The organism is Mesorhizobium sp. CNPSo 4670 (genome assembly GCF_057784235.1).
This window is the reverse complement of record NZ_JBWJFQ010000014.1, coordinates 126935-152565: the sequence shown is the minus strand read 5'-3', so window position 1 is coordinate 152565 and position 25631 is coordinate 126935. Positions and strand designations below refer to the sequence as shown.

Below are 25631 nucleotides of genomic sequence, written 5' to 3'. Positions count from 1 at the left end.
TTATGATCCAGATGCAGAAGAGACTGCGTTAAGGAGACGACGATGGCAGGCGGTTCCATTCCCCATTTCCAGAACGATGCGGGCCACCCGGCGATCGACATCGGCGTCAAGGAATTCATGTGCACGGGCGCCAGCCCGCCTTTCGACCACCCGCATGTGTTTCTCGACATGGGCGACGACAATGAAAAAGTCTGCCCCTATTGCTCGACGCTCTACCGCTATTCGTCGAAGCTGAAGGCGACGGAAACGGTGCCTGCCGGCTGTATCTACATCGACCAGGCCGCCTGATTCCTTCGCGGCAAGCCCGATGGACAACACGCGGTCCCGGCAAATCGTCATCGCCGGGGCGGGCGTCGCCGGGCTGACCTCGGCGCTGGCGTTCGCCGAACGCGGCTACCGCGTGCAGGTGTTCGAACAGGCGCAGCGCCTGGAAGCGGCTGGCGCCGGCATCCAGCTTTCTCCCAACGCGACACGCATCCTTCGCCAGCTCGGCGTGCTCGACCGGCTGCTGCCGGCAGCGGTGCGGCCCGATGCCGTGGTGCTGAAGGACGCCGCGACGTTGCGCGAACTGGCCCGTGTGCCGCTCGGACAAGCCGCCGAAGCCCGCTGGCATGCACCCTATCTCGTTGCGCACAGGGCTGACCTGCAGAGTACATTGACTGCGCGCGTTGCCGAGATGCCGAGCATTGTTCTTTCTCCCGGCGCACATGTCAGCGGCGTTGCCAAAGGCAGCCATGGCGTCACCGTGGCTGCCGAGATGGCCGGCGAGACCGTCGAGGCCGAGGGCTTGCTGCTGGTCGGCGCTGATGGCGTCTGGTCGTCGGTGCGCGGGCTTGTCGATACAGCCAAGGGCGCGGCCTCGCCGAGAAGTCACTTTTCGGGCGAACTGGCCTGGCGTGCAACCATTCCCTCCGACAGCGCTGCCGGACAAGCCTTTGCCGCGATAGGCGCCACCAATTGCGTCACCACCTTCCTGCATCCCGGCTTCCACATGGTCGCCTATCCCGTCAGCAAAGGTGCTGCCTTCAATCTTGTCGCCTTCACCAAAGGCGAACGCATGGCTGAGGGCTGGTCCGGGAACGCCGACACCAGGATCTTGACCGGTGCCATGCGCGGAACTGCAGCAGCACTTGCCCGTCTGATCGAGGAAGCCGGCCCATGGATGGCGTGGCCGATCCATACGGTCGACAGCAAACAGCCCTGGACAAGCGACAGCATGGCGCTGATCGGCGATGCGGCGCATGCGATGACGCCGTTCGCGGCGCAAGGGGCCGCCATGGCGATCGAGGATGCGGCGATGCTTGCGGATGTCGTTGCCGACTTGCCCGGCGATCCGGCACGAGGTCTTCAAATCTGGGAGAACCTGCGACGGCCGCGCGTCGCCAGGGTCGCCCGTCGCGGCGCTCTCAACCGCCTCGCCTGGCATGCCGCGGGTCCAGTCTCCATCGCGCGCAATCTGTTCCTGAAAATGCGCTCGTCCGAAAAGCTCGCCGCCGATCTGGACTGGCTTTATGGCTGGCAGCCACAGAAAATCATCCGGCGCTGAAATCTGGGCATGCCCGGATACCAGCCCGTAGGACGGAGTTAGTTGTAAAGCCGCAGCGACAGACCGAGCGAAGCCGGCAGCGGGTTCCACCAGCCGGTTCGCAAGCCGGCGGTGCGCAAGGCTGCCGCCGTCCAGGTGTTGCAGCCGACCAGCGCGTTGAAATGGCCGTTGGCTTCATAGAAGCGGTCGAAGCTGGAATAGGCCGCGCCCGGAACAAGAAGCGGGCCTTGCGGCCCCCGCTGGAAACTCGCATCGATGAAATCGAGCAGCGCCGCAAAACGATCCTCGCCGATGTCGAAGCCTGCAACATCCGGATGCGGTTCGACGATGACGCCGGCGACATCGACATGCATGACCGACGCGTCGAGGGTCAGTGCCTTCATCACCGGAACCGCCTTGAGTTCGGACCATGTCGGCGTCTCCAGATAGAAGGCGCGACCACCCCAGCCGAAGACGATGTAGCGAACTTCCGGACCATCGGCTGGGATGCCGGCGTCGACCAGGAAATGGAACCGCTGGCGCACCCTGTCGTCGACCGGGATGGCGATGTCGGTGTGGATCGGGTTGTTCAGCACCAGGATATGGCGCGTGGTGGCGGGATTGGCGGCAGCTGGCGGCCACAGCGGCCGCGGCACGAGAGTGCCCAGCGTCACAGCGAACGCAACGACGATCAACGGCAGGCCTAGAAAACGTCCCAGCTTTTTCATGAATGGCGGCCTTGCAAACGCACCCCGGCGCGACAAGAACCGCCCGCCTCCTGCTCATCCATACGCAAAAAAGCCCGGCACTGTTTCAGCCGGGCTCTTCCTGGTTATCGAAGACCTAGTGCAGGATCTGCGACAGGAACAGTTTTGTGCGCTCATGGCGCGGATGGTCGAAGAACTCGGCCGGCGTGTTCTGCTCGACGATCTGGCCCTGGTCCATGAAGATCACCCGGTTGGCGACCTTGCGGGCAAAGCCCATCTCGTGGGTGACGCACAGCATGGTCATGCCTTCCTCGGCAAGGCCGACCATCGTCTCCAGCACTTCCTTGATCATCTCCGGGTCGAGCGCCGAGGTCGGCTCGTCGAACAGCATGATGCGCGGGTTCATGCACAGCGAGCGGGCGATCGCCACGCGCTGCTGCTGGCCACCGGACAGCTGGCCGGGATATTTGTTGGCCTGTTCCGGGATCTTCACGCGCTTGAGGAAATGCATGGCGATTTCCTCGGCCTGCTTCTTGGGCGTCTTGCGCACCCAGATCGGCGCCAGCGTGCAGTTCTCCAGGATGGTCAGATGCGGGAACAGGTTGAAGTGCTGGAACACCATCCCGACCTCGCGGCGCACCTCGTCGATCTTCTTCAGATCGTTGGTCAGTTCCTTGCCGTCGACGATGATCTTGCCCTTCTGGTGCTCTTCCAGACGGTTGATGCAGCGGATCATCGTCGACTTGCCGGAGCCCGACGGCCCGCAGATGACGATGCGCTCGCCGCGCATAACTCTCAGGTTGATGTCCTTCAGCACATGGAACTCACCATACCATTTGTGCATGGCAACGATGTCGATGGCGACATCGGTGTCGGAGATGTGCATCTTGGCGGCGTTGACCTTGATCTCTTCCGCGCTGACAGCATTTTCGGTGGCCATGACAGGGTCCCCTTGTTCTTTTGTTTAGCGTTTGTGGCCGGTGTCGAGTCGGCGTTCCGTGTACATTGAATAGCGCGACATGCCGAAGCAGAACAGCCAGAAGACAAAGGCGGCGAAGATCAGACCCGACTTGGCGGTCTGCGCCGTCGCCCAGTTGGCGTCGGAGAAGTTCTGCTTGACGATGCCGAGCAGGTCGAACATCGAAATGATCGTGACCAGGCTGGTGTCCTTGAACATGCCGATGAAGGTGTTGACGATGCCTGGGATGACCAGCTTCAGTGCCTGCGGCATGACGATGAAATACATCTTCTGCCAATAGCCGAGGCCAAGCGAATCGGCACCTTCATACTGGCCCTTGGGGATCGCCTGCAGGCCGCCGCGCACCACTTCAGCCATATAGGCGGCGGCAAACAGCGACACGCCAATCAGCGCGCGCAGGTACTTGTCGAAGGTGACGCCCGGCGGCAGGAACAGCGGCAGCATGACGCTGGCCATGAACAGAACGGTGATCAGCGGAATGCCGCGCACGGCCTCGATGAAGATGACGCACAGCATCTTGACGATCGGCATCCTGGAGCGACGGCCAAGCGCCAGCATGATGCCAAGCGGCAACGACACGACGATGGCCACGAAAGACAGCGAAAGCGTCACCAGCAAGCCGCCCCAGCGCGCCGTTTCGACATGTTCCAGACCGAACGCGCCACCGACCAGCAGGAAGAACGACACAAAGGGGAGACCGACGATCAGCAGCAGGGCGTTGAGACCCTTGCGCGGCACGCTCGGCATCAACATCGGCACCATGAGCACGACCAGCAATATGCCAACCAGGATCGGCCGCCAGCGCTCCTCGACCGGATAGGTACCGAACATGATCTGGCCGAACTTGGCGTTGACGAAGGCCCAGCAGGCGCCGGACCAGCCATCCGGCTGGATACCGCCCTGCGCCACCGTGGCGCATACGGTCCGGTTAGGTCCCGTCCACACGGCGTTGATGAAGGCCCAGTTGATGATCTGCGGCAGGATCATCACCACCAGCGCGAAACCGATGATGGTCAAAATGGTGTCGCCCGTCGACGCAATCAGGTTCTTGCGCACCCAGGCGCTGAAGCCTGTGACGCCGGCCGGCGCCGGCTGCGCCAGTGCCATTTCGGTGCGAACCCAGGACATATCATGTTCTTGCATGTCCTTACCTCTCCACCAGCGACATTTTGGCGTTGAACCAGTTCATGAATAGCGAGGTCAGAAGGCTGATGGCCAGATAGATCACCATCATGATGACCACGCATTCGACCGCCTGGCCGGTCTGGTTGAGCACCGTGCCGGTCGTTGCCGTCAGGTCGGGATAGCCGATGGCGATGGCGAGTGAGGAGTTCTTGGTCAGGTTGAGATATTGGCTGGCCAGGGGCGGAATGACGATGCGCATGGCCTGCGGCACAACCACCAGCCGCAACGCCTGGCCGGCACGAAGGCCAAGCGCTGACGAGGCCTCGCTCTGGCCCTTGGCAACACCGCGAATGCCGGCGCGCACGATCTCGGCGATGAAGGCGGCGGTATAGAACGACAGCGCCAGATAGAGTGACAGGAATTCCGGCTTGACGACGAAGCCGCCAGTCAGGTTGAAAGTCGATTGCTTCGGAAAATCAAAGGTTACTGGGAAGCCGCTCAGCACATAAGCGAGCAGCGGAAGCCCGATAATCAGCGCCAGCGACGTCCAGAACACTGGGAATTGCTGGCCGGTCGCCATCTGCCGCTGGTGCGCCTTGCGGGCGACGAACCACGCCATGCCGATGCCGACAACCAGCCCCAACGGGATCAGCCAGGAGCCGTCGCCCCACACGGCGCGCGGAAAATAGAAGCCGCGCTGGTTGAGGAAGGATCCGAACGGCAGGTTGATGCTATCGCGCGGCGCCGGCAGCACGGCCAGCACGCCGGAATACCAGAAGAAGATGACCAGCAACGGCGGAATGTTGCGGAACACCTCGACATAGACGGTGCAGATCTTCTGGATCAGCCAGTTTTTCGACAGCCGACCAATGCCGACAATGAAACCGATGATGGTGGCGGTGATGATGCCGACAAACGCGACGATCAATGTGTTGATCAAGCCGACGATGATGGCCCGGCCATAGGTGGAGTCCGACGTATAGGCGATCGCCGTGTCGGAGATGTCGAAGCCGGCGCGGCCTCTCAAAAAAGCGAAGCCGGATGCAATGTGCAGGTTCGTCAGGTTCACGATCGTGTTGTGAACGATCCACCAGACACCGGACACCAGCAAGGCGACGACCAGGCATTGATAGAAAATGCTGCGGACTTTTGGATCATTTATGAGAGAAGCGCGACTTGGCTCCTCGCGAAGAATTTCCTGCGATGCCATTCGACCGTCCCCTGAAAGAGAAACCGGAAGGCAGACGATCTGCCTTCCGGATCACATTTCGATCAGCGGATCGGCGGAGCGTATTGCAGGCCGCCCTTGGTCCATAGCGCATTGATGCCGCGGGCGATCTTGAGCGGGCTCCCCGAGCCGACATTGCGGTCGAACATCTCGCCGTAGTTGCCGGTGGCCTTGACGATGTTGACGACCCAGTCATTGGAGACGCCGAGATCGGTGCCGATCTTGGTATCGGCCTCCTGGCCGAGCACGCGCTTGATCTCCGGGCTGGCGGAGTTCTTCATTTCGTCGACATTGGCCTTGGTGATGCCGAGCTCCTCGGCGTCGAGCAGCGCGAAATAGGTCCACTTGACGATGTGGTACCACTGGTCGTCGCCTTGGCGCACGGCCGGTCCGAGCGGCTCTTTCGAGATGATCTCGGGCAGCACGACATGGTCGGCCGGCGCGCCCAGCGTCAGGCGAATGCCGTACAGACCCGACTGATCGGTGGTGTAGACGTCGCAACGGCCGGCATCATAGGCGGCGTTGACCTCTTCCAGCTTCTCGAAGACGACCGGGTTGTACTCCATCTTGTTGGCTTTGAAGTAGTCGGCGAGATTGAGCTCAGTGGTCGTGCCGCTCTGCACGCAGACGGCGGCGCCGGAAAGCTGCAGCGCGGAATTGACGCCGGGCAGCTTCTTGGCGTTGATCATGAAGCCCTGGCCGTCATAGTAGGTGGTGCCGACGAAGTTCAGGCCAAGCGCCGTGTCGCGATTGATGGTCCAAGTGGTGTTGCGCGAGAGGATGTCGACCTCGCCGGACTGCAGCGCGGTGAACCGCTCCTTGGCGCTGAGCGGTGTGAACTTGACCTTGGTGCCGTCACCAAAGACGGCGGCCGCGACAGCGCGGCAGAAATCCGCGTCGATGCCTTGCCAGTCACCCTTGTCGTCCGGCGCCGAGAAGCCAGCCAGACCGGTCGAGACACCGCACTGGATGAAGCCTTTCGCCTTGACGGTGTCGAGCGTCGTTGCCGAGGCGGCGGACGCCATCAACCCAAGCGTGGCGGCGCCAAGAATGCTGATAGCAATATGTTTCATGACCCACAGACCCTTTTCTCTGTTTTTCAGGCAAACCCTGATCTTTTCCCGTGTGAACGCAGCTCCCATTCCGGCCCATACCCGGAACCCCGCATCGTAACCGACGCGCCGCCTCCCATTCACGAATGGCATCGAAGGCGATAATTCCTGTGAGGTCAAGGGAAATGACCGAATTCGAAAGAGTTTGAAAACCAACGGCCGCAAATGCCTGAATTGCAGCCAAGTGCGTCATGAAATTAGCAAGCCGCGCAAACAAAATCGGCAAAGTCCGGTCGGCCGCGGATCTGGACTATGCCAGCGAAATCCATCCCACGGATTTACTGCGCGCTCCTGAACATCCCGGGATGAATTCGCGTATACAAAGACTGTCACATGGCGGGCAACCGGGTCGCATGGCCATGCCGCCCGGAACCGGGAGGAGCGCAAGCTCAGGACGCTTGGACGAGCAGCCAGGCGCCGACTGCCGCCATCAGCGTGCCGGAGATGCGCGGGATCAGCTGCCCGGTCGCAACGGTCTTTTCCAAGAGAACGAGGATGGCGATGCCGGCGATCCACAGCACGTTCATGACGCCGCCGACGAACAGGAGCGCCATCAGCGCCCAGCAACAGCCGAGGCAATAGGCGCCATGAACGATCCCGAATCGAAGCGCACCGAGCGGATCGGAACGGAACCCGCCGTGACTGGCCAGAAATGCGATCGGCGCCTGGCATTGCTGCAGGCAGACGCCCTTCATCGGCGTCCATTGATAGAGGCCGGCCGCGATCAGGACGAGGCCGCCGAGAACCGTACTGTTGGTTGCCATCATCGGGCTCAGCAAAGCCTGACTGGCCAGCAGCCATTGCGCGCCGGTCGCGGCCACGCTGAAGCCAACCCAGACGAGCAGATAGCCGGCGAAAAACCATGCAGTCGATGCGATGGGCCGCCCACCCGCCCGCGCCTTGCGACCGACCCCGGCATAGAGCAGCACCATTGGCGCGACCGAGGGCGTCATCATGCCAACCATCATGACGGCCCACATGGCGAAGATGAAAGCGAAGTCGGCTGACGCCCATGCGCGGAAACCGGGCGCCATCGTGGCGCCCATGTCCATGCTACCCCTGTCCATACCCGGCATCTCCATGCCCGGCATGTCCATACCGCCCGTATCGGCACCTGACATGTCCATGCCAGCCATGTCGCCACTTGCGGCGCTCGGCGTGGCAGCATCCTGTATGGTCATGTCGGCGGCGAGCCACAGCACATAGGCCCATGCGAGCACGGCAATGACGACGAGCGCGGCCGTCACGACTGTGCGGTCGCGCCGCAGCACCGCCTCGAGAGCCGTGTCGCTCATTGGATCAGCTCAATGCACGATGCCGCTTTGCGAGAGGTGCAAATTGGCGAAATGGCTGTGCGAGTCCGCCAGTTCGAACTTGATCGGGCCGGTTGCCTTGGTCCAGCCACGCCCGACCTCGGCAAGCGAATATTCGAAACCATGGGTGAGGTCGATGCGCGCCCGATGCTCCGCACCGGTGACGGGATTCTTGATCGGCTCGCCGTGGCCCGAGGTTACGCCTGGCACGTGCAGGCGAGCCGCTCGGGCGTCGATGTCGACTTCGAAGTCTATTGCCGCGAAGATCGGATCGTGGACCGTCTCAAGCGTCGTCGAAAAGACCTGGAATATGGTCGCGCCGGGTTCGGTGTCTTCGCCGCTGAGAATGCGAAGCAGCGCTCCGCGCTGCGCCTCGGTCGCCCGCTCGTCAATGACCACTGCCGCCTCGCCCCTGCCTTGGTGAATTGCGCCAGGCCAGCGGAAGACACCGGCAAAGCGCAAGCCATCGAGCTTGGTGTCGCCATGATAGCCGTTTTCGATTTCCACGCCGACCACCGCCCGGCAGGATCCACCCGTCGGCAAGGCGTTGAATTGGCACGGGCAGCCATAGGCGCAGTTGCAGTTGACGAACTCGCGCGCCTTGATCATCCACTTGACGTCGGTCATGCCATACCTCCCCTGGCTGCATTCATTGCTCTGCAAGCGAGATGCCCGGATCGCAGGGATCAGGAGGTCAACCGGGAAGGATCATCCGGCAGCGTCTGATCGAGGCAATCCGGGGAAAATATCAAAAAATCAATCATATATCTTTCCCGGCCGTCTTCAATAGACGATCGGCCAGGGGCGCAATGCGTTCGGACTGGGCAAGACTGTGCGCCCCTTCATCAGGACTCGACTTGGTACATCCGAAGTCGGTTCCCTGGCGGGTGCAGGCCGGTTGCACGGCCAAAGCCGCGGCACTATGGCTAGCGCCTTGTCGAACAAGGCGAAGAAGAATGGCGAAAGACGGCGACGGACTGGGTATCAACACGCGGCTTGCCCATTCGGGCAACAATCCGCATGACTATTTCGGCTTCGTCAATCCACCGGTGGTGCATGCCTCGACCGTGCTTTATCCCGACGCGGCGTCGATGGCGGCACGCAGCCAGAAATACACTTACGGCACGCGCGGCACGCCGACGACCGATGCCCTTGCCCACGCCATAGATGCACTGGAAGGGTCCGCCGGCACGATCGTGGTGCCTTCGGGCCTTGCGGCGGTGACCGTGCCGCTGCTCGCGTTCGTATCGGCGGGCGACCACCTGCTGATCGTCGATTCCGTCTATCACCCGACGCGCAACTTCGCCGACACGATGCTGAAGCGGCTGGGCGTCGAGGTCGAATACTACGCCCCCCATGTCGGCGCCGGCATCGCGGCGTTGATTAAGCCCAACACCAAGGTGGTGTTCACGGAATCGCCGGCGTCCAACACGTTCGAGCTGCAAGACATCCCGGCCATCGTCAATGCGGCGCACGCCGCAGGCGCCATCGTCATGATGGACAATACCTGGGCGACGCCGCTGTATTTCCGCCCGCTCGACCACGGCGTCGACATCTCGATCCACGCGGCGACGAAATATCCGGCAGGCCATTCCGACGTGCTGCTTGGGACGGTCTCGGCCAACGCAGGCTGCTGGAAGCATCTTTACGAAAGCTTCTGCACGCTTGGCTGCTGCGCCGGACCCGACGATGTCTACCAGGTGCTGCGCGGCCTGCGCACCATGGGCGTGCGCCTCGAGCACCATCAGCGCAGCGCGCTCGCCATCGCCTCCTGGCTCGAGGGCCAGAAGGGCGTCGCGCGCGTGCTCCACCCTGCCCTTCCCAGCCATCCGGACCACGGCTTGTGGAAGCGTGATTTCTCCGGCTCGAGCGGCATCTTTTCCATCGTGCTTGCCGGCGGCGGCCAGAAGCAGCAGCACGCCTTCCTCGACGCGCTGCAGATCTTCGGCCTCGGCTATTCCTGGGGCGGCTATGAGAGCCTTGCGGTGCCGGTCTGGCTCGCTGACCGGGTTGTCGCAAAGGGCCCGTATGAAGGCCCGTTGATCCGCCTGCAGATCGGCCTCGAGGATGTCGAAGACCTGAAGGCCGACATTCTACGCGGCCTGACCGCCGCGGCTTCTGCCTGAGCGTTCAGGCCACCAGCCAAACCGATTCAGCAGATCACGGAATTCTATTTCTCAAAACCGCGCTTTCGCGGATCAATTTGGCTTTCAACTTCGACAATGCCGCGTCATTGCGGTGCGATCATTAAGTTTCAACTTTCCTCTGGAACACCGGCAGAGTTTTTCCGACTCCCATGGCCTTTCGCCTTTTTGTTCCGATTCTTGCCGGCGCGACGCTGCGCGAGCGTATCATCGCCTGCATCGGGGCGACGATCGGCATTGCACTGACCGGCGCGATCGGCGGCCTGGTGCTCGGCAACGGCCCGCACGTGCCGCTGCTGGTGGCGCCGATGGGAGCCTCGGCCGTGCTTCTGTTCGCGGTGCCGGCCAGCCCGTTGGCGCAGCCATGGTCGATCATCGGCGGCAACACGATATCGGCCCTGATCGGCGTGATCGTAGCGCATTTCATCCACGAAACCGCCCTTGCCACCGGCATCGCAGTGGCACTGGCCATCGCCGCCATGTCGTTCACGCGCTGCCTGCATCCGCCGGGCGGGGCGGCCGCCCTGACCGCGGTGTTGGGAGGGCCGGCCGTCATCAGCGCCGGCTTCCTGTTTCCGTTCGTGCCGGTGGCATTGAACTCGGTTCTGCTAGTGGCGCTGGGCTACGGCTTCCACAAGCTGGCCCGGCGCAATTACCCGCACGTGCCGATTCCTCCGACGAACAGCCATGGCACCGTCGATCCGCCGGCGCAGTTGCGTGTCGGCTTCCAGCCCGAGGACATCGATGCCGCGCTTGGCGCGCTCGACGAGACGTTCGATATCGATCGCAACGATCTCGACCGGCTGCTGCGTCAAGTCGAACTGCAGGCGATGGTGCGCGCGCACAAGGGCCTGTTGTGTGAGGATATCATGTCGCGCGATGTGATCTCGGTCGACGAACACACGTCCACCGAGGTAGCGCGCCAATTGCTGCTTGACCACAACATCCGTACCTTGCCGGTCGTCAACGCAGAGGCAAGGCTGGCGGGCACCGTGGGATTGCGGGAACTGGCGTTGGCCTCGGGCATGGTCGGATCCGTGATATCGCCGGCAGCGACAGCCGCCGCCGATTTCGCCGCCATGGGTCTGCTGCCCGTACTCACCGACGGCCGCAGCCATGCGGTCATCGTCGTCGATGACGACAAGCGCATTCTCGGGCTGATCACACAGACCGATCTGCTGGCGGCCACGGCGCGTCTGCAGGCTGCTGACAAGTCCTCGCCGGAAGCGGTACGGTAGCCGCGCCGGACCCGGCAAAAATGGCCGGGAACCTTTTGCCGGCAATGCCATCCAATCTCTCAATCGGGTCGCTGTCCGGGATTGGGTTGAGGAACTGGCCATGCCTGCTGTCTTGACGGCCATGCCTGCTGTCGCTTCGGACGACATGCAACTCGTGCGCCGCGCCTTGGCGCGCGAGGGCGACGCTTTCCGCACCATCATCAAGATGCACAACCAGCGGCTCTACCGCATCGCCCGTGGCGTGGTGCGCAACGACAGCGAGGCCGAGGACATCGTGCAGGAGGCCTATGTCAGGGCCTTCGCCCATCTCGATGCGTTTCGTGGCGATTCCTCGCTCGCCACATGGCTGTCGCGTATCGTCATCAACGAGGCGCTCGGCCGCCTGCGCAAAAGGCGCAGAACGGTGGCAATGCCGGAAAATCCGCAAGCCGAGATCATCCGGTTCCCGCTCAACTCCAGCGACGATCCGGAACGGACGATGGCGCAACGGCAAATCCTCCAGCTGGTCGAACAGGCCACCGACAGCCTTCCCGATGTCTACCGGACGGTGTTCGTGGCGCGGGTGATCGAGGGGCTGAGCATCGAAGAGACCGCCGATCTTCTCGGTGTGCGGCCACAAACCGTTAAGACGAGGCTGCACCGCGCCCGCACCCTGGTGCGCAAGGCGCTGGACGACCAGATCGGGCCCGTGCTGCTCGATGCGTTCCCCTTCGCCGGCCGACGTTGCGAAAGGCTGACCAACGCCGTGATGCGGCGGCTCGGCCTGGAAAGCTGACTTTCGCCGATTCGTGGGAACGTTTGCCGCGGCCCGGCATCCAATGACCGTCAACCAAGAAACACAGTCCGGCGCGTGTCCTGCGTCCGGCGAAGGAGATGCCATGCTTATCCGACACACCGCTGCCCTGGCCGCCATGCTGCTGCTTGGCATTGCCCCGTTCGCCCAAGCGGCCGACAAGCCGACCGACCCACAGATCGCCCACGTCGCCTACACAGCAGGGGTCATCGACGTTGAAGCCGCCAAGCTGGCGATCGAGAAATCGAAGAACAAGGACGTCGTGGATTTCGCCAACGACATGGTGCGCGACCACGAAGCCGTGAACGTGCAGGCGCTCGACCTAGTCAAGAAGCTGAAGGTGACGCCGGAAGACAACGCCACCAGCCAGGCGCTGAGCAAGGCAGCCGCCGATGAAAGGGCCAAGCTTGCCAAGCTCGAGGGTGCTGCCTTCGACAAGGCCTATGTCGACAACGAGGTCGCCTACCACAAGCAGGTCAACGGCGCTCTCGAAACGCTGCTCATCCCGTCGGCCAGCAATGCCGAACTGAAGAGCCTGCTGGAGACCGGCCTGAAAATCTTCCAGGGCCACGAGCAGCATGCCGAACACGTCGCCGGCATGCTGAAGTAAGGACAGGCAGCATGTCGAAACGCCATCTGTGGATCGCGCTGACGCTGGCTATCGGCATCGTTCCGGCGCAGGCTGAAACCATCCAGGTCACCATCGACAAGCTTGTGTTCTCGCCAGCCACTGTCGAGGCCAAGGCCGGTGACACGATTGAGTGGGTGAACAAGGACGCGTTCGCCCACACGGCGACCGTCAAAGGCGGCTGGGAGCTGATGATCCCGCCGAAAAAGTCCGCGAGCCTCACCCTGCAGAAGGCAGAGACGGTCGATTATTTCTGCCGTTTCCACCCCAACATGAAAGGCCGTTTGGTGGTGGCGCCCTGATCCAGCGCCAACGAGGCCCGCCTGGCCTCGTCAGGCCGCGCGATGTGCGTCCATGAGCCGTCATAGCGCGCAGCGCGGCGCGTCAGCCAGGCATCCAGCCCTTCGCGCAGGTCGGCGGTCGGAGCCATGCGGGCAAACTGCTCGGCTTCGACCAGCAGGCCTTCCGCGATGCTCAGGTCGAGGCCGCGCGCCACCGCTGTGAGGATGCCCGCGATCGCCAGATCGGAGTGCCGCAGGATACGCTTGGCGAGGCCAATTGCGGCCGGCATCAAATCGCCATGCGGCACGACCTGGTTGACGAGGCCAAGTTCAAGGGCGCGCTGCGGCGGAAACCAATCGCCGGTCAAAAGCAGTTCGAGCGCCCGCTTGCGCCCGGCGAGCCTGGGCAGGCGCTGCGTTCCGCCAAAGGTCGGCGGCATCGCAAGATTGATTTCCGGCTTGGCGAACAGGGCGCGTTCGCTGGCGATGGCCAGCGGCACGGCCTCGGTGATTTCGCAGCCGCCGCCAAAGGCAATGCCGTTGACGGCGGCGATGACGGGTTTGCGGAATGCTTCCAGCCTTGCGGTCAGCCGCTGCCCGCGCAGGACAAAGTCACGCATCGCGATATCGACGCCAAGCGCCACACTGGCCGAGAATTCATGGATGTCGCCACCCGCCGAAAACGCCCGCTCCCCTGCTCCGGTAAGAATGACCGCCCGAACGCCGGCATCGACTTCAATGTCGCCGAGGACCGCGAGCAGGCGATCGATCAAGGCATAGTTCAACGCGTTGAGTTTCTCCGGCCGGTTGAGGGTGAGGATGGCAATCCCATCCCGGGTTTCGTTATGCACAAGATCGATCATTTGGCTTCCTTCCCCAGTATGCTCATGGGCTGGAAGGTTACGCCCTTTGCAGCTTGTGTATATTCACTAGTCGGTATACATAGGCTGATGCCTGAAGCGCAAAGTCCTACCCGCAAACGTATTGTCGATGCCGCGACAAGGCTGTTTTACGCTGAAGGAATTGGCAGGGTCAGTGTCGATGCCGTTGCAGAGGAAGCCGGGCTCACCAAGCGGACGCTTTATTACCACTTCAAAAGCAAGGACGACCTGATCGCCGCCTATCTCGACGGCCGCGACCAACCCAATCTGAAGCGGATGGCAGGCTGGTTCGATGCCGCCGAAGGCGGAGTGGATCGCAAGGTCGAGGCGATCTTCACCAATCTGGCAAAGGCCGCTCACCACCCGAAATGGAAAGGATGCGGCTTCCTGCGCACGGCCGCGGAGTTGGCCTCGATGCCAGGACATCCGGCGATCAAGGTCGGGTCGCGACACAAGTCAAATTTTGAAACGTGGCTGGCTGGCGAATTGTCCGACCGGGGCGTCGAGGAACCGCAAGCGCTGGCACGCGAGATCGTGCTGCTGATAGACGGCTCCTTTTCGATCATGCTGATCCACCGCAACCCCGATTACGTCGAGGCAGCCGGCCGCGCCGCGGCGACCCTTGTCCGGGCCCGAATTTCAAGCGACCAGGTCTAAAGCGCGTCGCGTTTGAACGGATTCAGGCAACGCGCTTTAGGTCTTTTCATGCATGTCGTTCTCCCAAAACCGGGGCCACTTTTGGGCGACATGCATTAAAATCCAAACGCCAGCCATGCCGTGCCGACCAGCAGCGTTATCAATGTCAGCGGCAAGCCGACCTTGAAGAAGGCGCCGAACGACAGTTGCGTGCCGGCGGTCCTTGCCTGCTCGGCGACAATCAGGTTGGCGACCGAGCCGAGCAGCGTGAAATTGCCGGCCAGCGTCGAACTCATCGCGACCACCAGCCAGGCACGTTCGGGGTTTTCGAGGCCGGGTATGAAGGGCCGCAGCGCCAGCACGGCCGGCACATTGCTCATGATGTTGGAGAGCACCGCGGTGAAGCCGGACAGGCGCCAGACATCGTCCAGCCCAAGGTTCTTTGCCGAGGCGATCATGTCTGGCGTCAGCAGCGTCTTTTCCGCGCCGGCAACGACCACGAACAGACCAGCGAACATGAACAGCAGCGGTCCGTCGATCTCGCGGTAGATGCGTTCCGGTTTGATGGCACGGGTGAGCAAGAGAATGGCACCGCCGATGAGTGCCGCCTTGGCGACCGGCACGCCGGCGAAGAAGGCGATGGCCAATCCGATGCAGACCACCACCGCCTTCAGCACCTGCCCCTTGTGCATGCGCCCACGCGAGACTTCTGGGGTCAATTGGGCCGTGCGGGCGAATTCGGCCCGGTAGACGATGCGCACGATGACAATGACCGCGACCAGGCCAAACAGAGCGACCGGAGCAAGGGCTGCCGAGAAGGCAGGATAGGAAATGCCCGACAGCGCGCCGATCACCATGTTTTGCGGATTGCCGGTGATGGTGGCGACGCTGCCGCAATTTGACGCGGTGGCGGTGGCGATCAGATAGGGGATGGGGTTGCGCTTGATGACGCGGGTGACGTGGACGACGATCGGTGCCATGACGAGACAGATAGCATCGTTGACCAGGAAGGCAGACAGCACGCCGGTCAGCAGCGTCACCATGACCAGGAGCATGAAGGGCGCGTGCGCATGCTCGATGGCGACGGCGCCAAGACCCCGAAAGGCACCGGAAACCTTCAGGTGCGCCACCACGATCATCATGCCGAGCAGCAGCGTGATGGTGTCGAAATTGATCGCGCGGTAGGCATCCTCCATGGTGATCGCGCCGACGGCGATCATCGCAGCCCCGCCGAGCAGCGCGATCCCTGCCCGGTCGAGGCGCAGGCCTGGAATGCGCCCAATGGCGACACCGGCGTAAGTCAGGATCAGGATCAGCAGTGCCGCCGCGCCTATCAATGTCATCGAAAAGAAGTCCTGCTCAGTCTGTGGTGCGCCGCTGCCTATCCGCCCGATGGTTCGTTTGCATGCCAGCTTTAGCGCGATGCCGAGGGTGTCAGCAAAGCCCAGGGGACGATGTGCCGCTAATGCAGATAGAAATCCAGCCGCCGTCGAAGTGCCTGCGAAGAAAACAGCTGCTCAACGGTCCGCCGCGCCTCACGACCCGCTGTCGCCCGCAGTTCCGGATCGGCTTTGAGGTCGGCCAGGATCTGCCGCGCCTGTTGCGTCGTCTCGAACAGAAAGCCGTTTTCGCCATGCCTGATATGGTCGGCGTAGCCGCCATGCGAATGGCAGACCACAGGCAAACCACAGGCCATCGCTTCGAACACCACCCTGCCGAACGTCTCCACGTGCGAGCCGGTACGGTAGTAGAACACGTCGAGCGTCGGCAGGAACTCTTCGGCCGCAAACCGGCCTTGCGGAAGGAGTTCGAGTTGCGGATGCGATTTGAGCTTGTCCTTGAGCACCATCCCGCCCTGGATCCGCAGCGCTGCGCCACCCGCCAACAACGTTTCGTAGAGCGGCACATCGTCCGCATGATGTTTGTCCCTGGTGTCGCGGCTCAATCGTCCCAGCGTGAACGGGCGACCCGGCTTGGCCGGCTGTGGCAAAAAACGTTCGATATCGATCGGCGACGGATGCACGACGCCATCGACCCGCAGCATGCGTTTTTGAAAATCGGAAATCAGCACCAGTTCGGCGTCGGGCCAGTTGAGCATACGGGGCATGCGCTTCGTCAGCGCGATGACTTTCGGGTGAAAGGTATTGAAGACATAGATCAGCCGGCGCGGCCGCGGAATCAGGTAGGGCCACATTTTGTTGCTCCAATGCGCGCCGACGAAGACGTAGGTACCGCCGTCCGGCACGTTCCACTTTGGCAGCGAGATGCGGCGAATCGGAAATTGCCGCATCAACTCGCCGGACACCCTGGAGGACGTTGCCCACAGACGCACCTCGGAGTCAGCGATCAACAGCCGGTACAGTTCCAGGGTTTCGAGATCACTGCCGCCAAAGGGGTTCAGAAAGCCATTGAACAGATGAATCATAGTTGCCGCGCTGATCTTGCCTGAACCGTCCCGCCATTCGTTCGCCGGCATTGAGAAAGGCCGTGACTGGCCCCCCGGCCCGGACGCTTGGAGAACTCAGGAAAGCAGTAACGTTTTTTAGCGCGATGTCAGCAAAAGCGAAAACATCGTCAACGCGACAGCTTGCTCAAATCAGCGTGCTGTGCCGGAGGTTTTCGTGCCCAACCGTGACAGGACGCGACGGTTCTAGTTTGCGACGACCACGCTTGCTGTCAATGCACGATGGCGTTGCTGGGCACTAGAGAAGCCCCTGAGGGATCGAAGCTGACTTGATCGCGCCCGTTCGATTTGGCCGCGTAAAGCCGCCTGTCGGCCGCCACGAAAATCTCTTCGAAGGTGGTCGGCCCGGTAAAGCTTGTGCCGCCAATGCTGACGGATAATGGGCAGGGCCGCCCGCCCGGGGAGAAGTCCATCTCACGGATGCGCCTGCGAATGCTTTCGGCAACCACCCATGAATGCGAGGGATCGACGCCAGGCAGAAACACGCCGAACTCCTCGCCACCGATGCGGCCAACGATGTCGCCGCCGCGCAGCTGCCCTTTGATCGCCTGCGCGATCAGCTTGAGCGCCTGGTCTCCACAGTCATGTCCGTGCCGGTCGTTGATCGACTTGAAATGGTCGGCATCGATGATCAGCAGCGCCCCCGAATGGGCCTGCTCCTGCTTGCGGGTCTGCTCGAGATAGGCTTCGACCAGCATCGAGAAGGCGCCGCGGTTCAGCACCGCCGTCAGGCTGTCGGTCGCGGCAACGATGCTGAGATCACGCTGGGCGATGGCCAGCTGGCGGATCTTCCACATCAGGAAAAACAGAAACGAGCCACCCAGCACCAAAGGCAACATCAGATCGGTCAGTTGCGCCCGCCACAGTGCCTCGGGTGAAAGATAGGGGAAATTGAAGGAATCGACGAAGAACGCCACGACGATGAAGAATGCCGTACCGGCTGCCGTGACAGCGATCACCCTGCCCCAGCTCGTCGGCGACAGATCGATCCTCATCGCGTTTCCACTCCGTTAGCCGCCGCTACAATGACGCAGCAACGCAAACAAATTGATAAGACTTTCCTTCCAATTCGATATCGGCAGACACGACAACACAACGGCCACCGACGGCAGCCGCGCTCGCTACCGCGGTGAGACCCTCGCTTTGCTGGACTTCGGGCCGATGCAGCCTAAATGTCAGCGGTGGGGCGCGGGTCCCCCCAGCGCCTCGGCAACGAACGATGCTGCGATCAAGTCGTCGGCATCCAGTCGTAGGGAGCCGTCGCCTGCCCCCATGATGGCGGCGACCTTGTGAAACGTTTTCATCTCATGGTCGGAAATTTCGGCATCCTGCATTCTGGCCTTGAGTTCAGCGATACGCCGCCCCAACGCAGGGGACGTTCCAATCTCACGTTTCGACATAACCTGGCTTCTCCTCCCCCAACCCGCGCTTGTTTTACCCCACCCCATTCGTCGGCCCGCACATTGCTTTTTTATGAGGCACCACGAATACAAGGCCCCGAACGCGTGGTGGGAGCTATGGTTCCAACCACGCTGGATCACGAAATAATTCCGGATCGCTGCGCCGAACCCAGGCTCAACTCCCTGTTGCACAAGGTGGTGGCGCTGGCAGTCGCCAGATGGCAGATTTAGCGGCCCTGATCAGGTTAACTGGCACAAACCTTTGAAATTATTGGCGATCCCGACAGGATTCGAACCTGTGACCATCGGCTTAGAAGGCCGGTGCTCTATCCAGCTGAGCTACGGGACCGCTGGCCGGCCGCCGGGCCGGCTGAATACTCGACGCTGGCCGCCGGTCAATGCGTCCAGGGCGTCCTGCGGTCATAGCGGAAATTCTCCGCATAGGAAATCTGGCGGCGTTTGGTCTCTTTCGGCTCATCGACGCGGAAGGCGAACCCTTCCTTTTCGGCGTACGCCACCGCTTCTTCCCTCGTATCGAAGGTGAGCCTGATCTGGCTCCTCATGTCTCCCGACGTGGTGTAGCCCATCAAGGGGTCGATCTTCTTGCGCATCTCGGGGTCGAATTCCAGCACCCAATGGCCGGTCTTGGCCTTGCCGGACTGCATCGCGGTTTTGGCTGGGCTGAAAATGCGCGCGGACATGGCCACCTCGTTATTGTGCAAGGCAGCATCGCCACCCTGCGTCGTCATTACTGCGCAATGCGCAACACGGCAAGGTTTTTGCACTTGCCATGCAACACCGAAATGAATAGGCAACAGACCGTTCGGAGTGTAGCGCAGCCTGGTAGCGCATCTGGTTTGGGAAAAGTGGTGCTTGTCGCCGTTCCCCACGACATTTCAACAGCTTCCCGACTAAATACCCTACCGCCGTGGCATTTCGCGTGGGACTCCGCGCGTGCGGCCTAACCCCAGCCTAGAGGCGGCAGATGAGACGCGATGCATCCCTGATCTTAAGTCTCGCGGCGATCTTCGGGGTTATCGTAGGGGTGTGGGAGATTTTGCATTGGGCGTTGAAGGCGATGGGCTTTTGAGGCGTTATACAGCTTTCGCGGTTTTTGTATAACTCAGCGCTTCACCTCATATCTAAGCGATGAGACGAACTGCATCGCAGCCTCCAGCACTTCAACATAGCTGACATCGCCGATCTTGCGGCCTTCATAGAAGATTTCGCGGACGACTGTCTTTCCATCCTCCGCGAAGCCAACCCTGACGTAAAGCTTTTGCGTCATAACGTGCCCGTCCAGCGTCCGCGCTCGTCCAAGGCCATCGGAACGGGGATTGCGCGCCCGTGCATGATAACCAGCGTTCCCAGCCGCTCATAGCCGCGACTGTAGCCAAAGAACGGATGCTTGGGATCAATCAGGCAGCCGGTGAAGGCTCCCCAATAGAGCTTTTGCCCGACCTTCAAATCAGGCGTGGCCTGTCCGAAACGGGTGTGGAAATGGCCGAGAATGATGCTCATGTGCCGGCCTGTCTCTGCCGGGATTTCCTCAAGGATCAGCCGCTTGAGGTTCATGATATCCTTATGGCCGTGGCGGAACAGGATATCGCCCATTCGAATGGACGAGTGCCAGGACCAGCCAACCGGGGCGTCAATCAGATCCTCGATCGGCCTGAGAAAGCTTGGAGGAATACGCCCACGCGTCCTAGCCTTATCGAAGCGGCCGTGCACATGATTGGAAGTGCAGGATACCACCTCGGGGAATTCGGAGAAAAGCGCCCTGAGAAACGATTGAGCCGCCGCGAATTCGCTATGCGGCTGATCGACCTCGGGAAGCTTGGCAAACTCGGAAAGCCAGTTGAGGTCCAACTCGTCGCCGATGCAGACCACATTGACCGGCCTGTATTTGTCCCTGAGGGCGCACAGGAAGGCAAGAGCGTCAGGATGCTGTGCTGGTGCCTGAATGTCAGGGATGACCAGCGTTACCCCCTCTGGGATCGTCCTGGGGGTATGCTCGCCACGGTCTGGGTTGAATGTCGGGGCTTGGATGAAGTTACCCCGAACAAGGCGCTCATGAACGCCTGAGTAATGGACCCCTAGTCGGCGGGATGTCTCCCGTATGTTGCCGCAGTCGGCCCATGTTTTTGCAAGATCCGCGTCAGAAAACTTTCGCTTAGATGCCATACTGCGGCTCCGATCTGTTGCGCTGATAGGGAATTGTGCCGCGCGGCTATTAGGGTATTGAGATCGCCGGAACCTCTGGCGTCTTGGGCGGCTCACCAGTCACAGGCGGATCGCCGTCATACGCGACACCCCCTTCGCCATCGATGCGGGCCTTGACACCCTGACCGTTCTGAGAGCCGTCCATCGCGTTCTGGAGCTGGTCGGCTGCGGTGTTCGAATATGGCAACCGGAAAAAGACGGGCGGGTTGCTGCCCTCCTTCAAGAGGACATAGATAGCCACGTTCACCTGGATATCAGCACCGACAACGGTGTATTCGCCTTTGGGTGGCGTGGTGAAGCGCGGGGAGCCGGTGGGGAGATAAACCGCGTATGCGGCGATGATCACCGCAAATGGCAGAAGAATGCCAATAAACTGCCGTTTGGCGAACCACGCCGCCACACAAAGCACTACCGCGAGACCGAGCCAATCGGAAGCGAGCATTATCATAGTTGTACACTTTTCTGCATTTTTATACAACCCTCTTCGATTTAGGTGTTGACATCATCCAACTAAATTGTATGATCGGGACATCAACAAGGAGAGACGGACATGACGAACCTCACCCACATCAGCGCCCGCGCCCGCAAGGCTCTCGACATCCTGGCTGATGGCGGTCAGTTCGTTCAGCGGTTGGAGCGCGATCGCTTCACCGGTCGTGACCAATTCGCTTACCGCCTGACGATGGCCGGTGAGACGATCAAGGGTTTCGGCCTCGCAGTCTTCTATGAATTGAAGAACGCCCGCTTCCTGAAGATGGCCGATAGCACTTCGGTCAGCACGTACTACTCGCTGGATAGGGAGGCGGCGTAATGGCTGATTGCCCTCACTGCGCATATTGGCGCGATCTAAGCGACAAGGCCGTTGCCCACGCCATGACATACGGTCCGAAACTGGCCGACATCGAGGCACAGAGAAAATGGCTGGTGCGACCATATGAAGGGACTGTATGGCTCACCACGACAACGCCGCCGACCGATGAAACCAGACGCTGGTTGGAGTACAAAGAAATTGCACGAGAAGAGCCAAAGCCATGACCGATGCCTCTCATGATTACAGTGATGCACTCCGAAAGATGAAGGCCGGAGATAAGATGCGGCGGCTCGAATGGCGCCCCAATAAGTACATCGCGCAGCGGCGCGCAGAGGGTTCTTTGCCGTATCTTGAAATCGTTTTGGACGACGGTCGCAGAGCTCCCTATACCCCAAGCGCCTGTGACCAATACGGATGCGACTGGGTAATCGCGAAGTGACCGCCGCTGCCTTCAATTCATGGCTTGTTGAGATGCGCACGGCTGGCCTTGCTCGTTCCGACGCCGAATGCGCCCGGTTGCTGGGGATCTCCGCAAACTCTGTCGTCAAGCTCAAGAGAAACGGCGCAGACCTTAGAACCGCCCTCGCCTGCCGTGCCTTGTTGCATCGGCTTGAGCCGTATCGCGAACCATCGCACGGCTGGTAGGTCATTCGTCACCCATCCACCAGATGCCGATCGCACAGGCGATTAGGGCGGCGGCAAAGATTGCGAGGAAGCAGAGAGCGGCCCACATCATGACGCCGACCTGAGGGGCACATAGACTTCGTTCACAGAGCCGGGCACAACTTTCCCGCCCTGAAGCTGGAACTGCGCTATGGTGCGCTCCTGTGCCTGCTTGATGGTCATGTCGCGTTCGAGGAGGAGGCTAAACCCGCCTTCGCCACCAAGGCGGATTTCGGCATGAACTGTCACTTCCGGCTCTATGATGTGGTAGCCGTGCAGATCGAAGGCCCAGCGCCCATCGGGAAGTCCGCGCGCAAACTGGCATTCCGTTCGCGGGCGTGTATTGGCATCCTTGCCCAGATCGTCGCGCACAAGGTCGAGCGTCTCGCCGTTCTTGTTCGCGTAGCCTGTGGCAATCCTCTGCCCCGGTGCGGTGCCCCACAGATCGACATCGCTGCCGCCCTGCCATGAGATGCAGACCATGATGTCGCCGGGAGGCTTTGTGCTTGCCTCGGAAGGCTTGGCCTTGGGGTTGACCTGGGTCAGCACGATCACAATGACTGCGGTCAGAATGAGCGTGACATTCGAGTACATGTCACGCATGCTGTTAAAGAGCCGCCACATTGGGTTTTACTCCCGGGTCAGCCAGCCAAGCAGGCCGAGCCATTGGGCGCAGATGACACCAACGAGCGACGCGCAAAACGCTACCCCAACGCCAGACAGCAAACCGGTTCCGATACGCATGATGCCATCCGGCGTGCTCATTGAGCCGTCAGAGATAGGCACCAAGGCTAAAATGAAGCCGACAAGCGTACCGATGAAGCCGAGGCCAGTGAGTTGCTTCTCGGCCTCCTCTAGATGGTCTGTCTTGCCCCAGAACACCCTGGCAACGGACCCGATAAAAACCGCCGTGATGAGGTAGCTGATGTGGGACACGTCATGGGTGAAGACGAACTGGACGTAACCTAGCCATGCGGCCCAGATGACGAAGCAGAGACCGGCAAAATTGATTATGTACAAGCGGAGGGTCATTGGGATGCCATCCTCTCGACGCACTTCGGGAGCAGAATTTCGCCGGGAAGGATGAGCATTGTGTTCTCTTCATCGCCATCGGTCGCAGATGGGACTCGAACGCGCTCTAGATAGTTCCGCAACCCGATCGGCAGGCTGTTGAGCCAAAGACGCCACGCCATGCGGGCCTCTTTCTTGGCAGTCTTGGTGCGCAGGACGGTCTTGCCGTCCGCCTTCATCTGGAAGGGCTGATGGAAGCCGAAGATGGCATTATCAGAGCATGCCCTGATGCCAGTGAATTCCGTAAAGAGCACAAACGTGCAGGCACTGTAGCAGCCGCCATGGAAGTGGATCTCGGTGCCTGCTTCCGAATAGGCTTTGTATTTGCGGTAGTACTCGGCAACGGACCCGCCGCCGTCATTCGTGATGTTGACGATGGGGGGTGCCTCAGAACGGGCAGGGCTTGTCAGGATGAACAGACAGGCGAGGCCGACAAGCGCGTAAATCCAGTAGACGGGATTGCGGAGCGCGCTCATGAGAGAAAACCCAAGGCATCGGGGTGAAGTGCGATTGTGTGGCAAACAACGCCAACCAAAATTAGAGCAGACGCGATAATCATAACGCCAAGGCACAAGATTGCAGGCAAATGCTCTTTCATCTCAGTTCACCTTTGTTGAAAAAGATGCTAAGTTACGACGCCATTACCTTGAGTAAATAGTCCGCCTGTTGCTGAGAAAAAGCAACGGAATGTCAAATCTTCCCACAGAAATGTTTGTGATTTCAGGTCGTTCTCCGTGGCCGTGGGGTTGCAGTTGCTTGATGGTTCTCGATGATCCGGTCAATCCGTTCGTTCAAGCCATGAACGTCAGCTTTGACAGCATGAACTGCCGCAATCACCTGTTCTGTTGTTTCGCGGAGACCGGCTTTTGTGATATAAGTTTCGGCGACGTGCAGCTTGTGTTCTGACAACTGGCTCTGGGCCAGTGTCGCAAGTGCGGCCGCAGCCTGTGCCTGGGTCAGAGCTTCAACCTTGGCCTTGGAAATCGCCCCTTCAATGCGCCACCAGATGCCGGCAACGGCGGCAATGACCGTAATCAGGAAGATGACGTTGGCGCTGAAGTCGCTAGGCGAGGGCGGGCTCACGGACGCCACCCACAAAGCGCGCGGCCCTTTTCATTGTGAGCCAGGATCGCTGCCACAGTCGCATCCGAGAGCTTGGCAATTTCAGCTTTCGTCGGGCGGATTGGGTGTTCAACCGCGCAGAATGACCCGCCAGTTGTCGTGCACCCGGCAAGCGCCATGAGAGCCGCGAGCATCAGGACCCGGACCATTCGCCAAGCCTTTCCCTGTTTGCGTCTGGCGCGCGTCCTGCCACGGCATCATCGATCTTCTGGGCCTCCGTGGTGGCCTTCGCTTCGGCGGCAGCCTGCTTTGCCTTCTGGCTGGCTTGGCCCATGGCATAGACCTTCCAGAGGCCGAGAAGCCCCGCGACGGCGCCTGCGATGTAGGGCCAGAACTGGAGGAGAAGCGGCATCATTTCTGCACAACCACGACATTGGGATTGTCGCGGACCAGATAGCCGCAAGCGAAGATGACGATAGGCGTCATGGACGACCACACTTCATCGGAATACCACTGCGGAGCGAGGTTCTTGATGAGGAGCCCCGAGACGGAAATCAGCGCCGCAGCGATGGTCGCGGCAGTTAGCTTTACGGTCGGATTGGCGCTTGGTTGGACGACCTTATCCATGTTCAACCTCCGAAATGCAGTTTGAGAAAGCCGGTGATGAGCGAGACCACAATCGCTCCGATTGCGGCGATCCCGGTCTTGCTGGTGGGAATTGTCGGCTGTGCGGAGGATGGGACCGGGGCCGAGGTGACCACAGGAGGTTCACTGCCGGTCTGGGTGACGACAACGGGCTTGTCAGCGACCGATGGGTGGATGACGATCGGCGCGGGCTGCGCTGCCATGGCGAGCGCCTGTGCGCGCACTGAGGCCACGCGGCTTGACCAGCCTTTGCCGAATGTGTCCCATGTCCCGAGACGCTTCAGGAAGGCCAGACGGGCATCGCAGAGCGCGTTGATGACATCGGGCTTGGCCTTTACCGCCTTGATGGTGGCTGGGCCTATGCGCCCGTCCTGTACCGCGCCGACGACGCTCTGAAGGTACTTCGCCGCACGAGACGGTCCAGAGTTGACCGCGAAATCAAAGGTGGCGAAATCCACGCCATCGGGCAATTCCGCACCCGCCACGGCATCCCAGTACTGCCGGCGATAGCAAATCCCAGCCTGCTCAATCGTGAGATTTTTTAGATCCTCGATTGTGCCGGTCGGTTTGATGTAGGCGCGGAAGGTGGCGATGGTGATTCCACGGTTGGTTGCGCCGCCTGGGTCAGACTTTAAGTTGACAAACCCACCTTCACTCTTTAGAACTAACTGTAGGGATTTATTGAAGTTTCTGTCCATGGAA

Annotated in this window: 33 protein-coding genes and 1 tRNA gene; 10 read left to right on the top strand and 24 right to left on the bottom strand. The window is 61.0% G+C overall.

The window, feature by feature from the left end:
- The first annotated feature begins 42 nt into the window (after positions 1–42).
- Both AC0ZT5_RS22710 and AC0ZT5_RS22705 read left to right on the top strand, forming a co-directional pair.
- Positions 43–288, top strand: coding sequence for a zinc-finger domain-containing protein (locus AC0ZT5_RS22710; protein ID WP_488498257.1), 246 nt, complete (start codon positions 43–45; stop codon positions 286–288).
- Between the two features lie 19 nt (positions 289–307).
- The gene (locus AC0ZT5_RS22705; protein WP_488498256.1) at positions 308–1546 is read left to right on the top strand and encodes an FAD-dependent monooxygenase; all 1239 of its coding nucleotides are present in this window, start codon (positions 308–310) and stop codon (positions 1544–1546) included.
- Between the two features lie 38 nt (positions 1547–1584).
- On the opposite strand, the gene AC0ZT5_RS22700 is transcribed toward AC0ZT5_RS22705, so the two are convergent.
- The 7 genes from AC0ZT5_RS22700 to AC0ZT5_RS22670 all read right to left on the bottom strand — a co-directional run bounded on the left by AC0ZT5_RS22700 (position 1585) and on the right by AC0ZT5_RS22670 (position 8616).
- On the bottom strand, positions 1585–2253 hold the full coding sequence (locus AC0ZT5_RS22700) for a TIGR02117 family protein (protein ID WP_488498255.1): 669 nt from the start codon (positions 2251–2253) through the stop codon (positions 1585–1587).
- A 115-nt stretch (positions 2254–2368) separates the two neighbouring features.
- Positions 2369–3118 (bottom strand): amino acid ABC transporter ATP-binding protein, encoded by a 750-nt coding sequence (locus AC0ZT5_RS22695; protein WP_184872215.1) that lies wholly within the window; start codon positions 3116–3118, stop codon positions 2369–2371.
- A gap of 78 nt (positions 3119–3196) precedes the next feature.
- Positions 3197–4354: an amino acid ABC transporter permease gene (locus tag AC0ZT5_RS22690; RefSeq protein ID WP_477287117.1), complete on the bottom strand. Its 1158-nt coding sequence runs from the start codon at positions 4352–4354 to the stop codon at positions 3197–3199.
- Positions 4355–4358: 4 nt separating this feature from the next.
- Positions 4359–5546: an amino acid ABC transporter permease gene (locus tag AC0ZT5_RS22685; protein WP_488498254.1), complete on the bottom strand. Its 1188-nt coding sequence runs from the start codon at positions 5544–5546 to the stop codon at positions 4359–4361.
- Between the two features lie 62 nt (positions 5547–5608).
- Positions 5609–6637, bottom strand: a complete 1029-nt coding sequence (locus AC0ZT5_RS22680) for an amino acid ABC transporter substrate-binding protein (RefSeq protein ID WP_095086162.1) — start codon at positions 6635–6637, stop codon at positions 5609–5611.
- Positions 6638–7065: 428 nt separating this feature from the next.
- On the bottom strand, positions 7066–7971 hold the full coding sequence (locus AC0ZT5_RS22675; protein ID WP_488498253.1) for a DUF2182 domain-containing protein: 906 nt from the start codon (positions 7969–7971) through the stop codon (positions 7066–7068).
- Between the two features lie 9 nt (positions 7972–7980).
- On the bottom strand, positions 7981–8616 hold the full coding sequence (locus AC0ZT5_RS22670) for a DUF1326 domain-containing protein (RefSeq protein ID WP_477287123.1): 636 nt from the start codon (positions 8614–8616) through the stop codon (positions 7981–7983).
- A 329-nt stretch (positions 8617–8945) separates the two neighbouring features.
- On the opposite strand from AC0ZT5_RS22670, the gene AC0ZT5_RS22665 reads away from it, so the two are divergent.
- The 5 genes from AC0ZT5_RS22665 (at position 8946) to AC0ZT5_RS22645 (ending at position 13094) form a co-directional block, all read left to right on the top strand.
- Positions 8946–10115, top strand: a complete 1170-nt coding sequence (locus tag AC0ZT5_RS22665; protein ID WP_488498252.1) for a cystathionine beta-lyase — start codon at positions 8946–8948, stop codon at positions 10113–10115.
- A 170-nt stretch (positions 10116–10285) separates the two neighbouring features.
- On the top strand, positions 10286–11371 hold the full coding sequence (locus tag AC0ZT5_RS22660; protein WP_488498251.1) for an HPP family protein: 1086 nt from the start codon (positions 10286–10288) through the stop codon (positions 11369–11371).
- Positions 11372–11471: 100 nt separating this feature from the next.
- A complete protein-coding gene (locus AC0ZT5_RS22655; protein WP_488498250.1) occupies positions 11472–12146 on the top strand; it encodes an RNA polymerase sigma factor in 675 nt (224 codons plus the stop codon).
- A 103-nt stretch (positions 12147–12249) separates the two neighbouring features.
- On the top strand, positions 12250–12774 hold the full coding sequence (locus tag AC0ZT5_RS22650) for a DUF4142 domain-containing protein (RefSeq protein WP_488498249.1): 525 nt from the start codon (positions 12250–12252) through the stop codon (positions 12772–12774).
- A gap of 11 nt (positions 12775–12785) precedes the next feature.
- The gene (locus AC0ZT5_RS22645; RefSeq protein WP_488498248.1) at positions 12786–13094 is read left to right on the top strand and encodes a cupredoxin domain-containing protein; all 309 of its coding nucleotides are present in this window, start codon (positions 12786–12788) and stop codon (positions 13092–13094) included.
- On the opposite strand, the gene AC0ZT5_RS22640 is transcribed toward AC0ZT5_RS22645, so the two are convergent.
- Entirely contained in the window at positions 13040–13936 is an 897-nt protein-coding gene (locus AC0ZT5_RS22640) for a crotonase/enoyl-CoA hydratase family protein (protein WP_488498247.1), read from the bottom strand. The two genes, AC0ZT5_RS22645 and AC0ZT5_RS22640, sit on opposite strands and share 55 nt — an antisense overlap.
- Before the next feature lie 87 nt (positions 13937–14023).
- Here AC0ZT5_RS22640 and AC0ZT5_RS22635 point away from each other — a divergent pair, with 87 nt between their 5' ends.
- Entirely contained in the window at positions 14024–14611 is a 588-nt protein-coding gene (locus AC0ZT5_RS22635) for a TetR/AcrR family transcriptional regulator (protein WP_488498292.1), read from the top strand.
- Between the two features lie 95 nt (positions 14612–14706).
- Here the strand turns inward: AC0ZT5_RS22635 and AC0ZT5_RS22630 are convergent, their stop codons facing one another.
- The 9 genes from AC0ZT5_RS22630 to AC0ZT5_RS22590 all read right to left on the bottom strand — a co-directional run bounded on the left by AC0ZT5_RS22630 (position 14707) and on the right by AC0ZT5_RS22590 (position 21119).
- Positions 14707–15933, bottom strand: coding sequence for an anion transporter (locus AC0ZT5_RS22630; RefSeq protein ID WP_488498246.1), 1227 nt, complete (start codon positions 15931–15933; stop codon positions 14707–14709).
- Between the two features lie 119 nt (positions 15934–16052).
- Positions 16053–17066, bottom strand: a complete 1014-nt coding sequence (locus AC0ZT5_RS22625; protein WP_488498245.1) for a glycosyltransferase family 4 protein — start codon at positions 17064–17066, stop codon at positions 16053–16055.
- A gap of 200 nt (positions 17067–17266) precedes the next feature.
- Positions 17267–18049 carry a GGDEF domain-containing protein gene (locus AC0ZT5_RS22620; protein ID WP_488498244.1) on the bottom strand — a complete coding sequence of 261 codons (783 nt, stop codon included), beginning with the start codon at positions 18047–18049 and terminating at the stop codon, positions 17267–17269.
- Between the two features lie 180 nt (positions 18050–18229).
- Entirely contained in the window at positions 18230–18454 is a 225-nt protein-coding gene (locus AC0ZT5_RS22615) for a hypothetical protein (RefSeq protein ID WP_488498243.1), read from the bottom strand.
- A 272-nt stretch (positions 18455–18726) separates the two neighbouring features.
- Positions 18727–18803, bottom strand: a tRNA-Arg gene (locus tag AC0ZT5_RS22610).
- A gap of 46 nt (positions 18804–18849) precedes the next feature.
- Positions 18850–19155 (bottom strand): ETC complex I subunit, encoded by a 306-nt coding sequence (locus tag AC0ZT5_RS22605; protein ID WP_488498242.1) that lies wholly within the window; start codon positions 19153–19155, stop codon positions 18850–18852.
- 422 nt (positions 19156–19577) lie between these two features.
- Positions 19578–19742 (bottom strand): hypothetical protein, encoded by a 165-nt coding sequence (locus AC0ZT5_RS22600; protein ID WP_488498241.1) that lies wholly within the window; start codon positions 19740–19742, stop codon positions 19578–19580.
- Positions 19739–20638 carry a hypothetical protein gene (locus tag AC0ZT5_RS22595; protein WP_488498240.1) on the bottom strand — a complete coding sequence of 300 codons (900 nt, stop codon included), beginning with the start codon at positions 20636–20638 and terminating at the stop codon, positions 19739–19741. The genes AC0ZT5_RS22600 and AC0ZT5_RS22595 overlap by 4 nt, the downstream gene beginning before the upstream one ends.
- A gap of 49 nt (positions 20639–20687) precedes the next feature.
- A complete protein-coding gene (locus AC0ZT5_RS22590) occupies positions 20688–21119 on the bottom strand; it encodes a hypothetical protein (protein WP_488498239.1) in 432 nt (143 codons plus the stop codon).
- Positions 21120–21227: 108 nt separating this feature from the next.
- Between AC0ZT5_RS22590 and AC0ZT5_RS22585 the strand changes: the two genes are divergently transcribed.
- Both AC0ZT5_RS22585 and AC0ZT5_RS22580 read left to right on the top strand, forming a co-directional pair.
- The gene (locus tag AC0ZT5_RS22585; RefSeq protein WP_488498238.1) at positions 21228–21488 is read left to right on the top strand and encodes a hypothetical protein; all 261 of its coding nucleotides are present in this window, start codon (positions 21228–21230) and stop codon (positions 21486–21488) included.
- Positions 21489–21708: 220 nt separating this feature from the next.
- Positions 21709–21927: a Thoeris anti-defense Tad2 family protein gene (locus tag AC0ZT5_RS22580; protein ID WP_488498237.1), complete on the top strand. Its 219-nt coding sequence runs from the start codon at positions 21709–21711 to the stop codon at positions 21925–21927.
- A 293-nt stretch (positions 21928–22220) separates the two neighbouring features.
- Here the strand turns inward: AC0ZT5_RS22580 and AC0ZT5_RS22575 are convergent, their stop codons facing one another.
- From AC0ZT5_RS22575 to AC0ZT5_RS22545, 7 genes are all read right to left on the bottom strand, one after another.
- A complete protein-coding gene (locus AC0ZT5_RS22575; protein ID WP_488498236.1) occupies positions 22221–22775 on the bottom strand; it encodes a hypothetical protein in 555 nt (184 codons plus the stop codon).
- 6 nt (positions 22776–22781) lie between these two features.
- Positions 22782–23183 carry a hypothetical protein gene (locus AC0ZT5_RS22570; protein WP_488498235.1) on the bottom strand — a complete coding sequence of 134 codons (402 nt, stop codon included), beginning with the start codon at positions 23181–23183 and terminating at the stop codon, positions 22782–22784.
- Positions 23180–23698, bottom strand: coding sequence for a hypothetical protein (locus AC0ZT5_RS22565; protein ID WP_488498234.1), 519 nt, complete (start codon positions 23696–23698; stop codon positions 23180–23182). The genes AC0ZT5_RS22570 and AC0ZT5_RS22565 overlap by 4 nt, the downstream gene beginning before the upstream one ends.
- A 244-nt stretch (positions 23699–23942) precedes the next feature.
- Complete coding sequence (locus tag AC0ZT5_RS22560; RefSeq protein WP_488498233.1) at positions 23943–24305, bottom strand: hypothetical protein; 363 nt, start codon at positions 24303–24305, stop codon at positions 23943–23945.
- A 172-nt stretch (positions 24306–24477) separates the two neighbouring features.
- Positions 24478–24696, bottom strand: a complete 219-nt coding sequence (locus AC0ZT5_RS22555) for a hypothetical protein (protein ID WP_488498232.1) — start codon at positions 24694–24696, stop codon at positions 24478–24480.
- Positions 24696–24911, bottom strand: a complete 216-nt coding sequence (locus AC0ZT5_RS22550) for a hypothetical protein (protein ID WP_488498231.1) — start codon at positions 24909–24911, stop codon at positions 24696–24698. Before AC0ZT5_RS22550 ends, AC0ZT5_RS22555 begins: the two co-directional genes overlap by 1 nt.
- A 2-nt stretch (positions 24912–24913) precedes the next feature.
- Positions 24914–25627 (bottom strand): glycoside hydrolase family 108 protein, encoded by a 714-nt coding sequence (locus AC0ZT5_RS22545; protein WP_488498230.1) that lies wholly within the window; start codon positions 25625–25627, stop codon positions 24914–24916.
- Positions 25628–25631: the final 4 nt, after the last annotated feature.